Annotated in this window: 14 protein-coding genes; 6 read left to right on the plus strand and 8 right to left on the minus strand. The window is 53.7% G+C overall.

All coding sequences use genetic code 11. The features are described 5' to 3' along the window. Positions 1–313: 313 nt before the first annotated feature. From DY926_RS15905 to DY926_RS15930, 6 genes are all read right to left on the minus strand, one after another. Entirely contained in the window at positions 314–583 is a 270-nt protein-coding gene (locus DY926_RS15905) for a transposase (RefSeq protein WP_408886084.1), read from the minus strand. A gap of 149 nt (positions 584–732) precedes the next feature. Next, entirely contained in the window at positions 733–2,523 is a 1,791-nt protein-coding gene (locus DY926_RS15910; protein ID WP_116704244.1) for an NAD-dependent malic enzyme, read from the minus strand. Positions 2,524–2,587: 64 nt separating this feature from the next. Continuing rightward, positions 2,588–3,145 (minus strand): lipocalin-like domain-containing protein, encoded by a 558-nt coding sequence (locus tag DY926_RS15915; protein WP_116704245.1) that lies wholly within the window; start codon positions 3,143–3,145, stop codon positions 2,588–2,590. Positions 3,146–3,169: 24 nt separating this feature from the next. Then, positions 3,170–4,588: a c-type cytochrome gene (locus DY926_RS15920; RefSeq protein ID WP_116704246.1), complete on the minus strand. Its 1,419-nt coding sequence runs from the start codon at positions 4,586–4,588 to the stop codon at positions 3,170–3,172. Next, positions 4,581–6,224, minus strand: coding sequence for a GMC family oxidoreductase (locus DY926_RS15925; RefSeq protein ID WP_116704255.1), 1,644 nt, complete (start codon positions 6,222–6,224; stop codon positions 4,581–4,583). The genes DY926_RS15920 and DY926_RS15925 overlap by 8 nt, the downstream gene beginning before the upstream one ends. A gap of 20 nt (positions 6,225–6,244) precedes the next feature. Then, entirely contained in the window at positions 6,245–6,781 is a 537-nt protein-coding gene (locus tag DY926_RS15930) for a sorbitol dehydrogenase family protein (RefSeq protein ID WP_116704247.1), read from the minus strand. A gap of 526 nt (positions 6,782–7,307) precedes the next feature. On the opposite strand from DY926_RS15930, the gene DY926_RS15935 reads away from it, so the two are divergent. The 5 genes from DY926_RS15935 (at position 7,308) to DY926_RS17135 (ending at position 12,862) form a co-directional block, all read left to right on the plus strand. Next, complete coding sequence (locus tag DY926_RS15935) at positions 7,308–8,708, plus strand: sensor histidine kinase (protein WP_241503276.1); 1,401 nt, start codon at positions 7,308–7,310, stop codon at positions 8,706–8,708. Further along, positions 8,705–9,322: a response regulator FixJ gene (fixJ, locus tag DY926_RS15940; RefSeq protein WP_116704249.1), complete on the plus strand. Its 618-nt coding sequence runs from the start codon at positions 8,705–8,707 to the stop codon at positions 9,320–9,322. The genes DY926_RS15935 and fixJ overlap by 4 nt, the downstream gene beginning before the upstream one ends. A 242-nt stretch (positions 9,323–9,564) precedes the next feature. Continuing rightward, positions 9,565–11,088 carry an IS21 family transposase gene (gene istA / locus DY926_RS15945; protein ID WP_116704250.1) on the plus strand — a complete coding sequence of 508 codons (1,524 nt, stop codon included), beginning with the start codon at positions 9,565–9,567 and terminating at the stop codon, positions 11,086–11,088. Beyond that, positions 11,078–11,857: an IS21-like element helper ATPase IstB gene (gene istB / locus DY926_RS15950; protein WP_116704251.1), complete on the plus strand. Its 780-nt coding sequence runs from the start codon at positions 11,078–11,080 to the stop codon at positions 11,855–11,857. The genes istA and istB overlap by 11 nt, the downstream gene beginning before the upstream one ends. 291 nt (positions 11,858–12,148) lie before the next feature. Then, positions 12,149–12,862, plus strand: a complete 714-nt coding sequence (locus DY926_RS17135; RefSeq protein WP_148707830.1) for a hypothetical protein — start codon at positions 12,149–12,151, stop codon at positions 12,860–12,862. 112 nt (positions 12,863–12,974) lie between these two features. On the opposite strand, the gene DY926_RS15955 is transcribed toward DY926_RS17135, so the two are convergent. Next, complete coding sequence (locus DY926_RS15955) at positions 12,975–13,919, minus strand: tyrosine-type recombinase/integrase (RefSeq protein WP_158552063.1); 945 nt, start codon at positions 13,917–13,919, stop codon at positions 12,975–12,977. 443 nt (positions 13,920–14,362) lie between these two features. Here DY926_RS15955 and DY926_RS15960 point away from each other — a divergent pair, with 443 nt between their 5' ends. After that, positions 14,363–15,277: a replication protein RepA gene (locus DY926_RS15960; RefSeq protein WP_116704253.1), complete on the plus strand. Its 915-nt coding sequence runs from the start codon at positions 14,363–14,365 to the stop codon at positions 15,275–15,277. Between the two features lie 881 nt (positions 15,278–16,158). On the opposite strand, the gene DY926_RS15965 is transcribed toward DY926_RS15960, so the two are convergent. Then, complete coding sequence (locus DY926_RS15965) at positions 16,159–16,833, minus strand: ParA family protein (protein ID WP_116704254.1); 675 nt, start codon at positions 16,831–16,833, stop codon at positions 16,159–16,161. Between the last annotated feature and the right edge of the window lie 429 nt (positions 16,834–17,262).

Below are 17,262 nucleotides of genomic sequence, written 5' to 3' on the forward strand. Positions count from 1 at the left end.
CCCCCGAGACACTTGTCATCCCATCAACCCAAAGCCATAAAAAACGGGAACTCTCCTTTTGAGTGGATACAAAAAAGGGGGCACGTCATGTTCGGGAGAGCAGGCTTCGAACTCCTCAGGGCACGTGTACTTCCAATCTCATAGCGCAAAAATCACCACACACTTTGCGGAAGAGCCCAGTTCTCAGTGAAAATCAACACCCCATGCAGACCTTTCTTGACGCAGCACACAACGCCCGCGAAAAAGATATCGGGCGCTACACCGAACACCACAGGAACGCGTAGCACCCCGATCGGCCATTCCAAGCCGTACGTCAGATCAAGTGCAAACTTCTACAGATCAGGTATTCTGTCCGTTCGTCCGACAGGTTGTTCAGCGTCTGGATGACCAGAATTTTGAACATCAGCACTGGATCAAACGGAGGACGACCGCCTTTGCTTCCGTCTGAATAGGCCAACGCCTTGTTCAGCTCCGGACGGAACACCTCAAAATCTACAGTACGGGAAAACGCTTCAAGTTGGTCACCAAGCCCACTCAACCGAGCAAGCCGCTCTTCAACATCAAAGAAACCAGACTGCGTCATGAGCCACTCCTCCAGTCATCACACAAGAGAGGGAATCACAGAGAAAGGCCCAAAACCAGAGAGTTTTTCGAACCCTCCAGCTGGTCTTCCATGAATCACCGATCGCACCCGTTTGGAATCCTTATTCCAAATTTTCTGCCAAAGTAGTGCTAAATTGCGGTCACAGTTCCGTAAACAGGCCACCACTGATGTACATTCACGGCTTCAACTACATCCGTGATTTCAGACTGCGCCAGACCCTGTTCCTGTGCCTTGCGCGCAACCTCGATGGCGACAACGCTTGATGTTGCACGAAGGTCTGCGTTGGACGGCAATAGGGCCGAACCGGGTGCGGTATCTGTTGCCTGGCTGGCGACTGCTTGTGCAGCAGCAAAGATCATTTCGTCAGAAACCTGACGCGCTCGCGATACGATTGTCCCGAAGCCAAGGCCCGGATACAAGGCTGCATTGTTCGCCTGACCTATTGTGTAGGAAACGCCCTGATAGACGACATTATCAAACGGTGCGCCCGTTGCGACGAGCACTCGGCCTTCTGTCCATTCAATAAGCTGAGTGGGTGTAGCTTCGTGCAGGTTGGTCGGGTTGGATAACGGAAGAATAATCGGGCGCTCCACATGTGCGGCCATATCCTTCACCAGTTCTTCGGTAAAGAGGTGAGGGGTCGTCGAGGTGCCGATCAGAATGGTCGGATGCACATTTTTGACGACTTCAGCCAGTTCGATAATGCCGCCATTCTGTGCTTTTTCACGCCGTAGGGTCGCCATTGCAGGCCATCTGGTTTCGGTGGCAGCCAGAGTATCGGCTGAGGTAAGAGCCCATGACTCAACTTCAGAAGCAGGTCTGGCGTAGCAGATCTGAAAATCAAGAAGTCCGTGCGTCATGTCGTCGGTCAGCAGGCCTGGCAGATCCACAAGCCAGATGCGACGGGTTGCTTCATCCTGTGAAAGGCCATGCCGCATCATCTGGTCACGAATTTGATCGGCAATGCCCACACCGGCCGTCCCGGCTCCCAGAATGACCACACGCTGCTCGGACCAGAGGGTGTTGCTGCGTTGGACTGCATTGAGCAACGCCCCCAGCACAATGGCTCCGGTTCCCTGCATATCGTCGTTAAAGGTGGGAACCTTGTCACGGAAACGGCTTAAAATACGGTGGGCATTTGTTGAGCCGAAGTCTTCCCAGTGCAGCATGGCTTTAGGGAAGAGTTTTTTGGCAGCAGCCACATAGGCGTCGATAAAATCGTCATAAACCTTGCCGACAACGCGACTATGTCGATATCCGATATAGAGTGGATCGTTGAGAAGCTTTTCATTGTTTGTTCCGACATCCAGAACAACCGGAATAACGCGGTGTGGGTCAACGCCTGCAGCGGCTGTATAGACGGCCAGTTTGCCGATGGAGATATCAATCCCGTTGGCTCCCCAGTCGCCAATCCCAAGAATTTCTTCAGCATCACTGGCAACCAGAAGGTCGATGTCGTCGGCGCTGGCGCCGAACGCCGCGAGTTTTTCCTCAATTTTCTCAGGCTCGTTAATGCTGAGAAAAATACCGCGAGGGCGGGTTATGACTTCACTATACTCCTCTATGGCCTGCCCAACGACAGGATCGTAAACAACGGGGAGCATTTCCATGAGATGACGCTGAAGCAAGGCGTAAAATAACGTCACGTTGTTATCATGAAGCCTCCACATGTAAATGTGCTTATCGAGATCGCTTGGTGCTTTACGATAAGCAGCAAGAGCACGGGTTAACTGGGGCTCCAGCTCAGTTGTTATGACCGGTGGTAGCAGCCCGTTCAGTTCGAGAGAATCCCGCTCCTCTTGGGTAAAGGCTGTGCCTTTATTAAGCGCGGGGTCGCGCAAAACATCATAGCCTCTGGCTGTCGTCTCGATTTTTCTCGATTTTCCTGTGCCAGTAACCTTTGCCTGTCTGCTGAACATTTCTCTCTCCTAGAGTGGTTTGATTTCCATGGTGCTGAAATTTCGAGATCAGGAGTGATGCAGATCATTCAATCCGTTTAAATCGAATGATGCTACGCGACATCTTGCCTGAGTCCCAGTTAGGCATTTTACGCCATGGTGTAATGACATTGGCGTAATCGCCATTAATTTCTATTGTGCGTCTTTGCTCTGTACCAACCCACTCTGGTGCCCACGCCGTCTGCACACTGGTCACCCATTGGTTGCCTTCAACTCTGTAGCGGCCGATATATGCAACGAGTGTTTTCATCAAATGAGCACGGTCTGCATCTGTTTTGGCCGGCTGTCGGTCACTGCCTTCAAGATTGAAGGCAACCCACCCATCAGGCGTGAAAATGACACGCCCACGGGGGGATGATCCCATGGCATCAATCATCTTACCTGTTTCTTTATCTTCCACTTTGTAAGAAACAAGCCCCCACACGCCAACGATATTTTTTTTCAGATTGGCGGTTTCTGAGGATGTTGACGTGGCTGCTTTTGTATCCTGTGCCCACGCGGGCGCAGCGGTGGTCAATACACTGACTGCACATGCAGCAATCACTGATTTTACATGCAAGGAAATCTGTTTTGTTAAGACCATGAAAGTTACTCCCCTTTTCGTTTTTTATTTACGGAATGTCCGCAAAAGCCAGAAACACCCAAGTGCGATAATAATGGTTCCCCCGGCTATGCCGATACGGCTTAAAACGAGTAGTGGCGATTTTGGGCCACCCTGACGGATCGTGGCGACTTGTGCTGGTGATACAGAAACCTGAGGCCTGCCATATGTATCAAAAACATATTTTGTAAGTTTGGTTATTTCCTGATCATTTAGCTGCACGGCATCTGTTTTCTTTCCTCCAAAGCCGGGCATGAACGCTTGGGCACCTGCAACATGACGGTCGACACCAAAAAGAATGGTCGCAATCAGATTGTCCGGGTTGGAGGCGCCTGTAACGGAGTTGTGCCATAATGACGGGTAATATCCGTCGCGACTACCCTGCGCCTTGTAATTATGGCAGGATGCACAATTTCCCATAAACAGTTCAGCGCCAGAAATATCGGGATTATCTTCTGACCGAATGGGCTGATCGCCTCTGACACGGTCTGCGCTGGAAACCGGCCGCCCAAGTGCGAAGCGCGAAAGATTTCCATCAGCAGGGTCACGCACTGGCTGTGTTGACGCAAGGTAAGTTGCCAGGGCGTTCAGGTCTGCATCTGTCAGGTGCTGGAAACTGTGTTCGACGGCTTCTCCCATACCACCCGCGGCCTGTGCCAGACCGTCTATATGGCCTGATTTCAGGTAGGTCTTGATTTCATCCTGCGACCAGTTGCCTATGCCACTGATTTTGTCCGAGGTGATATTGGGAGCATACCAAGAGCCAAGGCTTCCCCCGCCAAAGGCCTTGGAGGCTTCTTCCTGCATCAGAAAGCCACGGGGCGTATGGCAGGTTCCGCAATGCGCCGGGCCCTGTGCGAGATAGGCCCCTCTATTCCACTCTGCCGAGTGTGATGGGTCAGGCTGGTAGGTTGTGTTGTTACGAAACAGTATATTCCAGAACATCATTGAGCTACGGATGTTCATTGGAAAAGGTAGGGCCGTTTTTGGCGGAGCGCGCTCGACCGGCTGAACGGATTTCATGAAATACAGGTACAGGTCATGTATGTCCTGATCTGTCATGTACGAATATGCTGTATAAGGCATTGCAGGGTAGAGATTGCTTCCATCCTTGCGGATGCCTTTGCGGACAGCACGAGAGAAATCCGCTTCGCTATACTCTCCGATACCATATATTTTGGATGGCGTGATGTTGGTTGAGTACATCGTGCCCAGCGGTGTTTTCATGGCCAGACCGCCGGCAAACGGTTTGCCGCCCGGCGCGGTATGGCAGGCGACGCAGTCTGATGTGACCGCTATATAGGCACCCGGATCTATATTGCTGGCATCTTCGGCTGACGCGGTGCTGCACAGGAGTATCGGCCCCGCAAGAACAGCAAGGAATGAGAGCCTGAAGGCCTGTCTGGTTTGTGTCACTCTAAGCATGGTTCAGTTGCCCAACGATTGCATCCGCAGCTTTAAGCGCCAATGCGGCCATAGTGATTGTGCTGTTCCCGCTGCCGCCGGTCGTCATTGCGGCACCACCAGGCAGGAAAAGATTGTCATGGTCATGGGCCCGGCAATCTGCATCGACGACTGAGTCGCTTGGATCATTGCCCATGATCGTGCCCCCCATGATATGATCGCTGTGCAAGAATTCAGGTGAAATCTTGATGTCTGTCGCGCCGAGTGCAGTTGCCAGTTTTTTAAGAAGGGGAACGGTATAGTTTTCAGCACTTCTCCGTACATAGTCGCCTACATCGTAATAGATGCGAGGACGGTTGAGGCCGAGCCAATCCTTTTTGTCTGACAGGGTCAGACGGTTGAAGGGGAGCGGGAGAGGTTCGTGCTCAACGGTCAGGCGGGCTGTGCAGGCTGATAAACGGCGGATTTCCTGATCAAGGGCTTTTCCGTAAAGACCTTTTTCGAGAGCAGCTAACCCTCCGAGTGTGCTTCGCGCCATGTTTTCCATACGGAACATGGCACCGGCATACTCCCGCCGGAAATCACCCTGACTTGTGTTCATGATACTGCTGCTCTGAACGGGGCCTACGCCGGTCCAGAGTGGTTCAGACATTTCAATGTCCGCGATCAGCTTTGGCTGATCCATCATGTTGCGGCCAACCTGATCTGAACTATTGGCGACACCACGGGGGTTTTTGTCATCAGCGGATAAAAGGAGGAGCTTGGGTGTTTCTATGCCATTGCACGCCAGCACAAAGATTTTGCCTGACACGGAATGTGAGGTTCTGTTCGGGTCGTAGTAGTGGACGGCCTCGACCTTCTTCTGGGCATTGGTTTCAACGCGATAGGCGACAGCATTCGTGATGATCCTGCCCCCTTTTGCCTCGATGCGGGGCAGGGCGGTTGCGGCATCGTATTTTGCAGCGATCGGGCATACTGGAAAGCAGTTATTGTTTCCGCAGCAGGGGGGGCGTCCATCAAATGAAACGCCACTGTTGCGTGCTTGCGGGGCGGGAAGGTTCTGCATGCCAAGGGTTGCGGCAACATCGGTCAGCCGCTGCTCGCCCGGACCAAAGGGAATGGGCCTCATCGGGTAGGGGCGAGACCGCGCGGTGCGCGGCGGCCATTGCAGGGCTGGGTCGCCGGGGCCGCAGACACCCATCGCATGCTCTGCCCGTGCATAGTAGGGCTCAAGCACATCATAGCTAAAGGCCCAGTCACGCCCGACGCCATAGAGGCTTTTAAGCCGCAGGTCATCGGGCGTCATACGCCAGCAGATACCGGCCCAATGCCAAGTGGCGCCGCCGGCGTAACGCACGTAACCCTGCTCGTAGGCTTTGGCATTTGGTCCGGTCAGGTCAAGATACGATGCGGCCTCAGTCGGGGTCCGTGTTTCAAGGTGCGGTGCCCACGGTTTGGGGGGATACGGGGCGTTCCAGTGGTTGCGCAGTGTTGGGGGGAGGTTGCGGTAGTTTTCAACGATGGTATCACGACTGACACGGGGGCCTGCCTCGAGCATGAGCACTGAAAGCCCGGCATCAAGGGCCTGTTCTGCGATCAGGCAGCCGACGACGCCAGTACCAACAATGACGACATCGCTGTTGAGAGTGGAGGGCATGAACAATTCTCCAGAGAAGTTCAGAACGAAGGCATGTTCAGGAGGGGAACGGCAGTCGCATTCCATGCATTGGGTGCTGACTTCGCGTAGGAGGGGATCGTCATGACATCGTTGGTGACTTTGAACATGAGCGCCTCTTCAAAGGCGACAACGCGATCACCCGATTTGCCGTGCACTACGCCTGAATACCAAGCTGATATTATTTTCAGGGCTGAGTTTTTTAGTGCTACATCAGTTAGTGCCGGCATGAGATGTTCAACATCCACAACCGCATTTTTCATGATGAAATTCTGAAGTGCTGTGACTGTATTGTCAAAACCCTCTTCGGAATCACTGAGTGCGTTGTAGATTTTATGACCGACAAAGGGATCCAGTTCGTGTGGAACAAGAAGTTTCGAGACGAGCATGAACTGTACTATGCTGTCAGGCTCATGTATGTATCCGTTTGATGCAGCAAGGCCCGGAGACTGTGTAAAGCTGGCGGCGGTAGCAAGCGCACTCATGCCAAGAAGCAGGCCTCGTCTGTTTATTTTTAATTCTTTACGGAAGGATGTCATCTATTGGCTCCTGCACACATCAACTGCATGATGTTATTGCTTCGATAGCTGAGCGTACTTGAATATATAAATTAATATTCCCATGAATATTAATTTATATATTCAAGAACAGATTGGGGTGTTATGAGGCGCCTGTGTATTGTAATTATATTGGCAAATCCCTAATTTTTGAATTTCAATTGCGGCAATAAGGTAGTTGAGCGTATTTGCGGAAAATTACGAATAACGCCGACATATGAAATATTTTCAAGTAAATGTGACATTGTGTTGGCATCTGTACTATTTAATGGCGGGCTGTGAATTGTTTAAATCAATATCGAAACCCTCCATCCTCTGGAAACATCATAATGAGTGAGGTAGTTGAGAGCTTAAACTTGCAGCTTTTTCTGAATGAAAGATACTACGTATAATTACGGAGTTGCTTTCGTCTGGTCGATCGTTCAGCGTTAAAGTGAGAGCGCCATTGAGGGACTTCTGGGATCTGTCAAATCAAGAGATCATGGTGCGGACACGGCATAGGCACCTCGTGACTGCTTCTCTGGTTGCGTTGGGCCTTGTGATACTGGGCGCGCTCTCACGCTGTCTGATCTCACCGCTTCTTGGCAGCACCAGAACATTGTTTCTCCTTCTCCTTCCCGGAGTGCTTGTTGGTGCTGTGACCGGCGGCCTCTTGCCCGGTCTCGTTGCGGCGATCCTCGCCTCGGCGCTGGGTTCTCTGCTTTTGGCGTATGACGGTGCTCCGTCGATCGAAAACTGGGTTGAAACGTTTCTGTTTGCAACACTCTGCGTTTTGATCACCTGCGGGGGAGAATGGCTGCTACGCGCCCGGCGACGCACGGCGGCGATGGCGCAACGCATTCTTGAACGAGAAACCCATCTACGTTCCATTCTCGACGCCGTTCCGGACGCTATCATTATTCTGAATGAGCAGGGAATCGTGCAGTCATTCAGTCATGCGGCCGAGACACTGCTGAGGTGGAATGTGATGGAGGTGGTCGGAATGAATATCGCGGCCATCGTTCCGGAACTTGGTGTGCCTCCAGTTCTCGACAGGCAGGGATTTGCCTCAATCGCCCGTAGGGGGGACGAGACGACGCTTCCCGTCGATCTGTCCATAGGCCGCCTGAGTTCGGGAGGGCGTCCATTTGTGATTGTTTTCCTACGTGACCTTACGGAGCGCGAGGAGGCAGATCGCCGCATGAGACAGTTGCAGGCCGAAGTCACGCATATCTCCCGCCTGTCGGCAATGGGTGAGATGGCGGCGACACTGGCGCATGAACTCAACCAGCCACTGACTGCCATTACAAACTTTCTCAATGGCGGTCGTCGTCTACTGCAGAAGGGAAGCGGGCAGAACGAGCGCGTGCAGGAGGCCATAGACAAAGCGGCGGCACAAGCTCTGCGGGCAGGTCAGATCATACGATCGTTACGGGAGTTCGTCTCGCGAGGAGAAGGGGACCTGGGGCTGCAGAGCCTGACAGCACTTGTAGAGGAGATGGCAGTGCTGGCGCTGGTCGGCATTGCGGAGCGCGGGATCAATGTGTCCTTTCGCCTGGATTCCAATGTCGATCAGGTTATCGCGGACAAAATCCAGATTCAGCAGGTGCTGCTCAACTTGATCCGTAATGCCGTAGAATCTATGGAAGATTGCCACGAGCGGCGTCTTGTTGTCGCAATTGACGCCTTTGAAGGCATGGCACGAGTGTCCGTAACAGATACCGGCGCCGGAGTGAGTCCAGAGATCGCCTGCAAGCTGTTCGAGCCTTTTTCGACAACGAAGGAGCATGGTATGGGAGTCGGCCTGTCGATCTGTCGCACAATCGTAGAAGCGCATGGAGGACGTATCTGGGCGCAGGCGGTGCCCGAGGGTGGGACATGCTTTCTCTTTACCCTCCCTTGTGCCCGGATAGAGGGGTTTGGCGAATGAATTCTGATTGCATCGTCCATGTCATCGACGATGACGAGGCCGTGCGTGAGTCCCTTGCCTTCCTACTGCTTGCATCGGGGTATACCGCACGGACATACTCATCAGCGGACGAGTTCCTCAGCATCCTCGACCGGATCGAGCATGGCTGCGTTGTTACCGATATCCGGATGCCCGGCATGGACGGCCTCGATCTCGTCAGCCATCTTCAGGACGTTAGGCCAGTCCTGCCGGTCATAGTGATCACGGGACATGCCGACGTTCCCTTGGCTGTGCAAGCGATGAAGGGTGGCGCTCGCGATTTCATCGAAAAACCGTTCGACGACCATTCCATCCTCGAGGCGGTGGCTTCTGCTCTGCAAAGCGACGGTGAGATCCCTGCCGGCCGGACGCCGGCGCATGTCGTTCGTCAGCGGATCGCCGTTCTGACGAATAGGGAACGACAGGTTCTTCGTGGTCTTGTCGATGGCCAATCGAACAAGGCTATTGCCCGTGATCTTGAAATAAGCCCGCGAACAATAGAGATTTATCGAGCCAATCTCATGACGAAAATGGACGCTCGCACCTTATCCGAATTGGTGCGGATGGCGCTCGTGGCGGGAGAGCAGCTAGCATAATCTGGAAGGATCGCAAGGCTTTGGATCGGTATAGAGATTATCCCCAGATAGAGCAGCTTTAATGGTGGTGCGCGGAAGAGGCTATTGCTGTTGATTTTCACTGAGAACTGGGCTCTTCCGCAAAGTATGTTGTTGATTTTCACTGAGAACTGACCCGGGTAGGGCGGAAATTTTCATTGAGATTTGACCCATGCCTCCACACTCCCCGGCATCATCTGCTGGGGGTTTGAGGAGTGATTGACATGGAGCTTCTGAGTGTGATCCGTCGGTGGCACTGCCGGGATCATCTTCCGATCCGCGAGATTGAACGCCGGACGGGGCTGTCACGCAATACGATCCGGAAATATCTCCGGGCGGAGAGTATTGAACCGCGGTTCCAGGTTCCCGAACGCCCCAGCCGACTGGACCCGTTTGTTGACAGGCTGAGGGGATGGCTCGTCCTGGAAGCTGCCCGATCACGCAAGAACCGGCGCACGGCGCGACGACTACATGAAGACCTTGTGGCACTGGGTTATGATGGATCCTACGGACGGGTGGCCGCTTTCATCCGGCAATGGAAACACGAACAGCACCAGGCACGCCAGACAACGGGTCGAGGTGTTTTTGTCCCCCTGCGCTTCCAGCCCGGAGAAGCCTTCCAGTTCGACTGGGGCGAGGACTGGGCGGTGATTGCCGGGCATCGCGTCAAGCTGCAGGTTGCCCACACCAAACTGTCCTTTAGCCGGGCCTTCATACTCAGGGCCTATCCCCTGCAGACCCACGAAATGCTTTTCGATGCGCTTACCGAGGCCTTCCGCGTGCTCGGTGGTGTTCCGCGGCGGGGTATTTTTGACAACATGAAGACCGCCGTGGACCGGATTGGGTCAGGCAAGGCACGTCAGGTCAATCTGCGCTTCATGGCTCTGGCCAGCCATTATCTGTTCGAAGCGACCTTTTGCAATCCGGCAGCGGGATGGGAGAAAGGGCAGATTGAGAAGACCGTGCAGGATGCCCGGCGCCATATCTGGCATGATCTGCCTGCCTTTGCGGATCTGGGGGCGCTGAATGCCTGGCTGGAAGCCCGCTGCCTGGACTGCTGGGAACGGCTGCAGCATATCGAACTGGCCCGGACCATCGCCGAGGTCCATGCCAGTGAGCGTCCACACCTCATGGTCCCGGGGCGTCCCTTTGACGGGTTTGTCGAACAGACCAAGCGCGTCTCGCCAACCTGCCTGATCCAGTTCGAAGGCAATCGCTACAGCGTACCGGCCTCCTTTGCCAATCGTCCGATCAGCCTGCGGGTTTATCCCGACAGGCTGCGCATTATCGCCGAAGGGCAGGTTCTGTGCGTGCATGACCGGATCATCACGCGTTCGCATGGTGTGCCAGGCCGCACGGTGTATGACTGGCGGCATTATCTGGCTGTCATACAGCGCAAACCGGGCGCCCTGCGCAATGGCGCGCCGTTTACCGAATTGCCAATTGCCTTCCGGACCCTGCAGGACCAACTGCTCAGGCGGCCGGGAGGGGATCGGGAAATGGCTGAAATCCTGGCCCTTGTGCTGCAGCATGATGAGCAGGCTGTCCTCTGCGCGGTTGAACTGGCTCTCGAAGATGGTGTGGCGACCAAGACCCATGTTCTCAATACGCTGCATCGCCTGATTGATGCCAAGAGAACCGCGGTTCCCCGGCTTGATGCCCCACAGGCCCTGGCGCTCGAACACGAACCCTGCGCCGATACAGGGCGCTATGACATCCTGCGGGGAGACAGCCGTCATGCATCATGATCCTGCAGCCGCTTCACTTGTCATCATGCTCCGTGGACTGCGGATGTATGGCATGGCCCAGGCTACGGCTGACCTCATAGAGCAGGGCGCGCCAGCTTTTGAGGCGGCCATCCCCATCCTCTCGCAACTTCTGAAGGCGGAGCTGGCCGAACGCGAAGTGCGCTCCATCGCCTACCAAACAAAGACAGCCCGCTTCCCTGCCTACAAAGACCTGTCCGGGTTCTCTTTTGCCGATACGCAGATCAACGAGCCCATGGTCCGCCAGCTCCATGGCGGGGACTTCATCGAGCGTGCTGAAAATGTCGTGCTGATCGGCGGCCCGGGAACCGGGAAAACCCACCTGGCGACCGCACTGGCCATCCAGGCGATCACCCATTACCGCAAGAAGGCGCGCTTCTGGTCAACGGTCGACCTGGTCAATGCGCTTGAACAGGAAAAGGCCGCCAACCGGGCCGGGCAGATTGCCGACAGGCTGCTCCGCCTGGATCTCGTGATCCTTGATGAACTCGGTTATCTCCCCTTCAGTGCGTCTGGTGGCGCCCTGCTGTTCCATCTGCTCAGCCGCCTCTACGAGCGCACCAGTGTCATCATCACAACCAATCTGAGCTTCAGTGAATGGGGAGAGGTCTTTGGTGACCCGAAGATGACGACGGCGCTCCTCGATCGGCTGACCCATCACTGTCATATCCTCGAGACAGGAAATGACAGCTACAGGTTCCGCGCCAGCACTGCCGCGTCAAAAAACAGAAAGGACAAATCCCCTTCTTGACCGCCCGCATAACTATGCCTGAAATAGCATCTGGCTGGGTCAATTCCTGATGAAAAACCTGGGTCAGTTCTCAGTGAAAATCAACAGACAGACCGTTTCCGGCCTAAACGCGCCCGAGAAGGGGGGGGAGAATAGAAGGTCCGACGTGGGAAACGAAAGGTGTTAAGCGGACATTGGCTATCGGGAAAATTTACGGTAACATTCGATATGTTCTGTAATTTTTGAGTCAATAACGGTATAGAATACAAATAAAAACATAAAAACAACTTATTTTTATTGAATGGAAATACAATGAAGTTTGGAAAATTAGAAATCATACTAAGCGTTATTGGTGGGTGTTGTTTGCTTTCTACGATTCCTCTAGTGATCTGCATGAATCACACTACACCTAGAGGCGATAGCGCAAACTGGCTACAAGCAATTGTAGCAATTCTAACTTTATTGGGCGTAATCTATGCCGCAATTAAGGCATCAGATGCAGCCAAAAGCACGGAAAATGTAGCACATAAAGCGAATGAAATTTCTGAAAATAGCCTTATTCTGACCGAGCGCTCCTATGTGGTAAACATACTAGGATATTTGGGGCAACAAGCCAATAATTCATTAAATAGACAAACTCTCGCAACAAGAAGGTGGAGGGAGTGTCAAAATATTATCAGTGCGGGTGGGCAGCCAGCCTCATCAAAAGCCAAGGCTGAACAAGAAAAAATATTCATCAATACAACAAAAGACAAAGATATTTCTATATTCGTAACGTCAATATTAAAATGTCACCATGTTATCGATTCATGCAAATATAAAGATTCGAGATATTACAAAAATATTTTGCGTTCTTATTTAGACACTGACGCAATCATCGAATTACTAGACGAAATCCAATTGCAATGGGTATGTAAGGACTATAAATCTCACGGAACTGCTTCTAATTTCTATAAATTGGCGTTAGATTTTGAAAAACAATACCAAGATGCACGTGCTTTCCTAGAAATAAAAAAGTCTTCATAAACCAAATCGGTTGATGGCGTACAGCTCCCTGCTCGAATTAGTGTCTCCTTTGGGGATTATGTCACCGTCTCCAGAACGGCAGAAATGAGGCGAAACCACCCATTTCCTCCCGTCACAATCCGACCTTCCCGGCCGGACTGTCCACCACGAGATCGAGCAGTTCGATATAGCCCCGCGTGCTGCGCGGATCGCGGTGACGGACATGACGGCGGATTTCTTCCTCACGCACGCCGCCGAGATAGGCTTCGGTGATGAAGCCGGAACGCAGGCCATGCGGCGTCAGCCGGTCGAGGATTTCCGGCGCGACCCCGGCCATCTCCCCGCGTCGGCGCAGGATCTGGCGCACGGCATCGGGATGCAGTCCGGTGCTGCCGATCCGGCCCGAGGCCTCGACCTTGCGGAACAGGGGGCCGACCCCACGGCGGGCGACATCCATCCAGCTCTCCAGCGCGCGGACCGGGCAGGTTTCGGGCCGCTGCCCGCGGGCGAGGCCGATCACCGCCCCCTCCCCCGTCTGGTCGGTCTTGCTGGCCCGGATGCCCAGCTGCAGGCCGTGTGCCATCGGTGTCAGGTCCTCCACCTGCAGTCCGACCAGTTCCGAACGGCGCAGGCCACCGGCGAACCCGACCAGCAGCAGCGCCCGGTCGCGCCGTCCCCGGGGCGACAGGTCACAGGTGGCCAGCAGATCCATCAGCAGGGCCCGCCGTACCGCCACGGGTTTGCGGACCGGCCGGTGCTGCGTCCGCAGCACGCCCTGCAGCGGCCCCTGGATGGCCCGGTGGCCTGCATTCCAGGGCCAGTCGCCGGACCGGTGGGCCTTGCCGATGGCGGCCAGACGGCGGCGGATGGTACGCGGGGAAAACACCCCGGCGAGGCTGGCCAGATAGGCCCCGACGGTTTCGGGTGCCGCGGGCAGCGGCTGGAACCCGGCCTGCCGGCACCAGGCCTGGAAGTGCGCCCAGTCGGCCCGATAGGCGCGCAGCGTCGCCGGCGCCGTGGCGTGGCTGGCAAAACGGATGGCGGTCTCCAGCGCCGCACTGCCTGCCGGGGTCAGCAACGGACCGCCCGTCTCCCTGTCCGCGACGGGGGGAAAGCCTGGAGCCACTCTCCGGGCAGGCAACCGGTCCACGGGCGTTCTGGCAGTCATGGAGACAGGATGGCAGCCGCAGGCGCTCCATTCAACCCGTTTCAATGCCATCACACGCGATAAGGGGAATTATCACGTGTGGAAGGGACCATTCAAGGAATAGCATGCCAGAATATCGCCCTCCTCGCGCGCTCCCACAGAAAGCCCGTGCACTTTTGTAGCGGGACATGTGCACTGTTGAAGCGAGCCTCAGCAAGCCAGGTGGAGAAAACAGCGACAAAGTGGAATTACCCCGTGCACTTTTGTAGCGCATACTAATATATATCTAATATATTTTAACTCGTATCCCCGCTACAAAAGTGCACGGCGACGTACGCCAATCGTTTTGATAGGCTGAGCATGAAGGAGAGCCTATGAGCGAGCTGCACCAAATACTGGAGTCTTATGGGCGTCAACGCGCTCTTGATTTCGATTTTGAGCGACCCGAGATCGAGGCCGCCGCTATGTATATGGCTGATGAAGATAGCGGTATCGGGTTTCTTTATTCTGGTTGGTGCCAAGCTGCTCTACCTCATCGACGGCTCCCTGACGACAAGGGCTGGCAGTTATCTAGTGACCAAGTGTGTCTTATTATTCAACCTGGGATGAAACGAGGGAGCGAAGGTGAACCTGTTCCTGTTGGAGTCCCTTATGGTAGCCGAGCCCGACTGATCCTAATCTACATGCAGTCTGAGGCTATTCGGACGAATTCACGAGATATCGAACTAGGGAAGAGTCTTCGTTCCTGGATGAACCGCATGGGAATTCCGATTGGGGGAAAAAACTTACAAATCGTAAGAGAACAGGCCGAGCGTTTATCTCGCTGCAGACTTTCCTTTGAGGTGGTGCGTGGAGCAGCTCGAGGGCTATCGAATCAAAGTATCGTGGACTCCGCCATATTTTTAGAAGCGGACGCAGACGGTAACAGCAATCAGCAATTCATGCAGAAAGCCCGGTTATCCGAAGGTTTTTTTGAGGGGCTTAAGAAACATCCTGTGCCATTAGAAGAAGCCGCCATAAAAGCTCTTAGTAACAACAGTATGGCATTAGATATATATTGTTGGTTAGCCTATAGACTTCACTCACTGACCTCGCCAACGCCCATATCATGGAAAGCACTTAAAATTCAGTTTGGGGCATCCTATAGTCAACTCAACAATTTCCGTAGTCGTTTTATCCCAAACTTAAACTTAGCACTTGCGGTTTATCCCCGGGCTCGTATCACCGAGATGGACCAGCGCAAGGGGTTAGTCCTGCATCCAACTCCCCCGCCGGTCAGGAAAAGATAATATTGCAGCGCGAGGTGTGCACTTTTGTAGCGCCTTAGTGCAGATCAAAACAACGAAAGCTAACGTGGTATCACCGCGTCTGCGTGCACTCTTGTAGCAGCTATGGTTATAAAGATACATCAAGCGTCAAGAGGGAGGCGTCTCGCCATCCTTGCCAATTACCGGGGCTGGGACACCTGCAATGTGCATCGCACGGGCAAGCTTCTCAAACAGATTTGGATGGCCACGTTTGCTCGTTGGATCTCGGCGTACAGTAGTATGAAACCATCCAGAGCGATGGTAGCGTCAGATATATGGAATCTTGTTTCGGATCGTACCATGTGCCGATCCGTAGATAAGCTGTCTGCCTCCCCTTCTCACTCTTACAAATGTCATCTGTCATTCTCGTATCTTTCGCTGTTTGTGGGCGAAATATTGGATATTCAATCAAAAGGTAAGATAGATCACTCGCCCACCTTCCGCGGCTCGATGAGCCATGGAAGCTTAATTGCAGTGTCATCGCGATAAGCTACTCGGCAGGCGTGCACTTTTGTAGCAGCCAAGGGATAAGTCTCCCCAATTAGGGAGACCGCATTCCCTGGTCATATAAATCTAGCAGAAATTTTAGGAACTCATCTGAGCTTCCGAATTTTACGAGATGTTTTTGAAAACGAGCTTTTGTCTCGGGAAGGACTTTCATATTCATCTGGGCAGTCCTTCCCGTACGACGTAAGCTTCTGCCATCTATTTTTACGGTGTCAGTTCTCGCCGTGAAGCCCGCTTTAGCTGCCTCATTGATAGCTTGATGAGTTATGGCTTTATCCACCGGTGCCCGTTTTATCGGCACGTCCGTGAAATCAGAAAAGTCTAACTTGGCCGACGGCCTGGGTTCTTGGGACATATTAGTGCTTTCCCATCTCTTCGCGCAAAACATCACGCACCTCGGTTGCGAAATGCTCTGCATTTTCTATTGCACTGGCCGGGTTCCGAACCTCCTTCGGAGACAAGTCATAGATTGTGCCGCCAAGGCGAAACGGCGCCTTAAAGGCTGCACGTTCCACTATAGATGATTTGAGCATAGGTATCCCTGCATCTTCGAGCTGAGCCTGAATATCGCGCATGCCCTTGTCTGCGATAACCGGTGAAGTCTGCGCAAAGAATACCCTGAAAGGAATGCGCCTGCGGAAGACTGTCTCTTGCCGTTTAATCAACTTGATAATGTTTGTCGCTTCGTCGGCATCAAGCTGGCTGCCCTTCATCGGGATCAGAGCTAGGTCTGCGCGTCCCAGACCAACGCTTACTTCGACATTGCGACTACCTTCCAGATCTACGATGACGAAAGGGTCCTTGGCGGTGTCTACGGCGTCAGCTACGTCGCTTCCAAGTGCCGGAACAACCGAGAGGGTTGAGGGGCGATTGGTAGGAAAGCGCTCGGCCCATTTCTGGATGGGTAGGTTCGGGTCGGCATCAACAAGGGTGGTGGGAGCGTTATTAGCTACCAACACTGATGCCAAAGTGAAAGCCGATGTGGTCTTCCCTACCCCACCTTTACTGCTGGCGAAAACTATGACCGGCATAAAGAGAATCTCCAGTTCATGGATAAAAGCAACGTCGTTGTGATATCACAGATACCCGGTATCGGGAAGATACCAAGTACCCAAAATAAAATAGATACCGTCGGGATACCGGGTATCCCGTTGGCGCTTGGTATCATAATGGTATCTGGTACCCATGCAAACAGATAGCTAATAGGTACCCGGTACCAACAAGTAACTCTGCGCTCTGTTGTCTATAATAAAGGCGGGGCGGGCGTGTGGATGATTTAGCAGTAGCGCATGCTCCCCATCGGCCGGCCAAGAGATCGTGCTCGATTGCGAGAGGAAAGTGCGTAGAATCTTGGCAAGAGAGAACCTTGACAGGTGCGCCTGGTTGCTCACGATACCCGATACCCGATACCCGATACCCGATACCCGATACCCGATACCCGATACCCGATACCCGATACC

The sequence above is a fragment of the Komagataeibacter melaceti genome (assembly GCF_003403295.1).
Lineage (GTDB): Bacteria > Pseudomonadota > Alphaproteobacteria > Acetobacterales > Acetobacteraceae > Komagataeibacter > Komagataeibacter melaceti.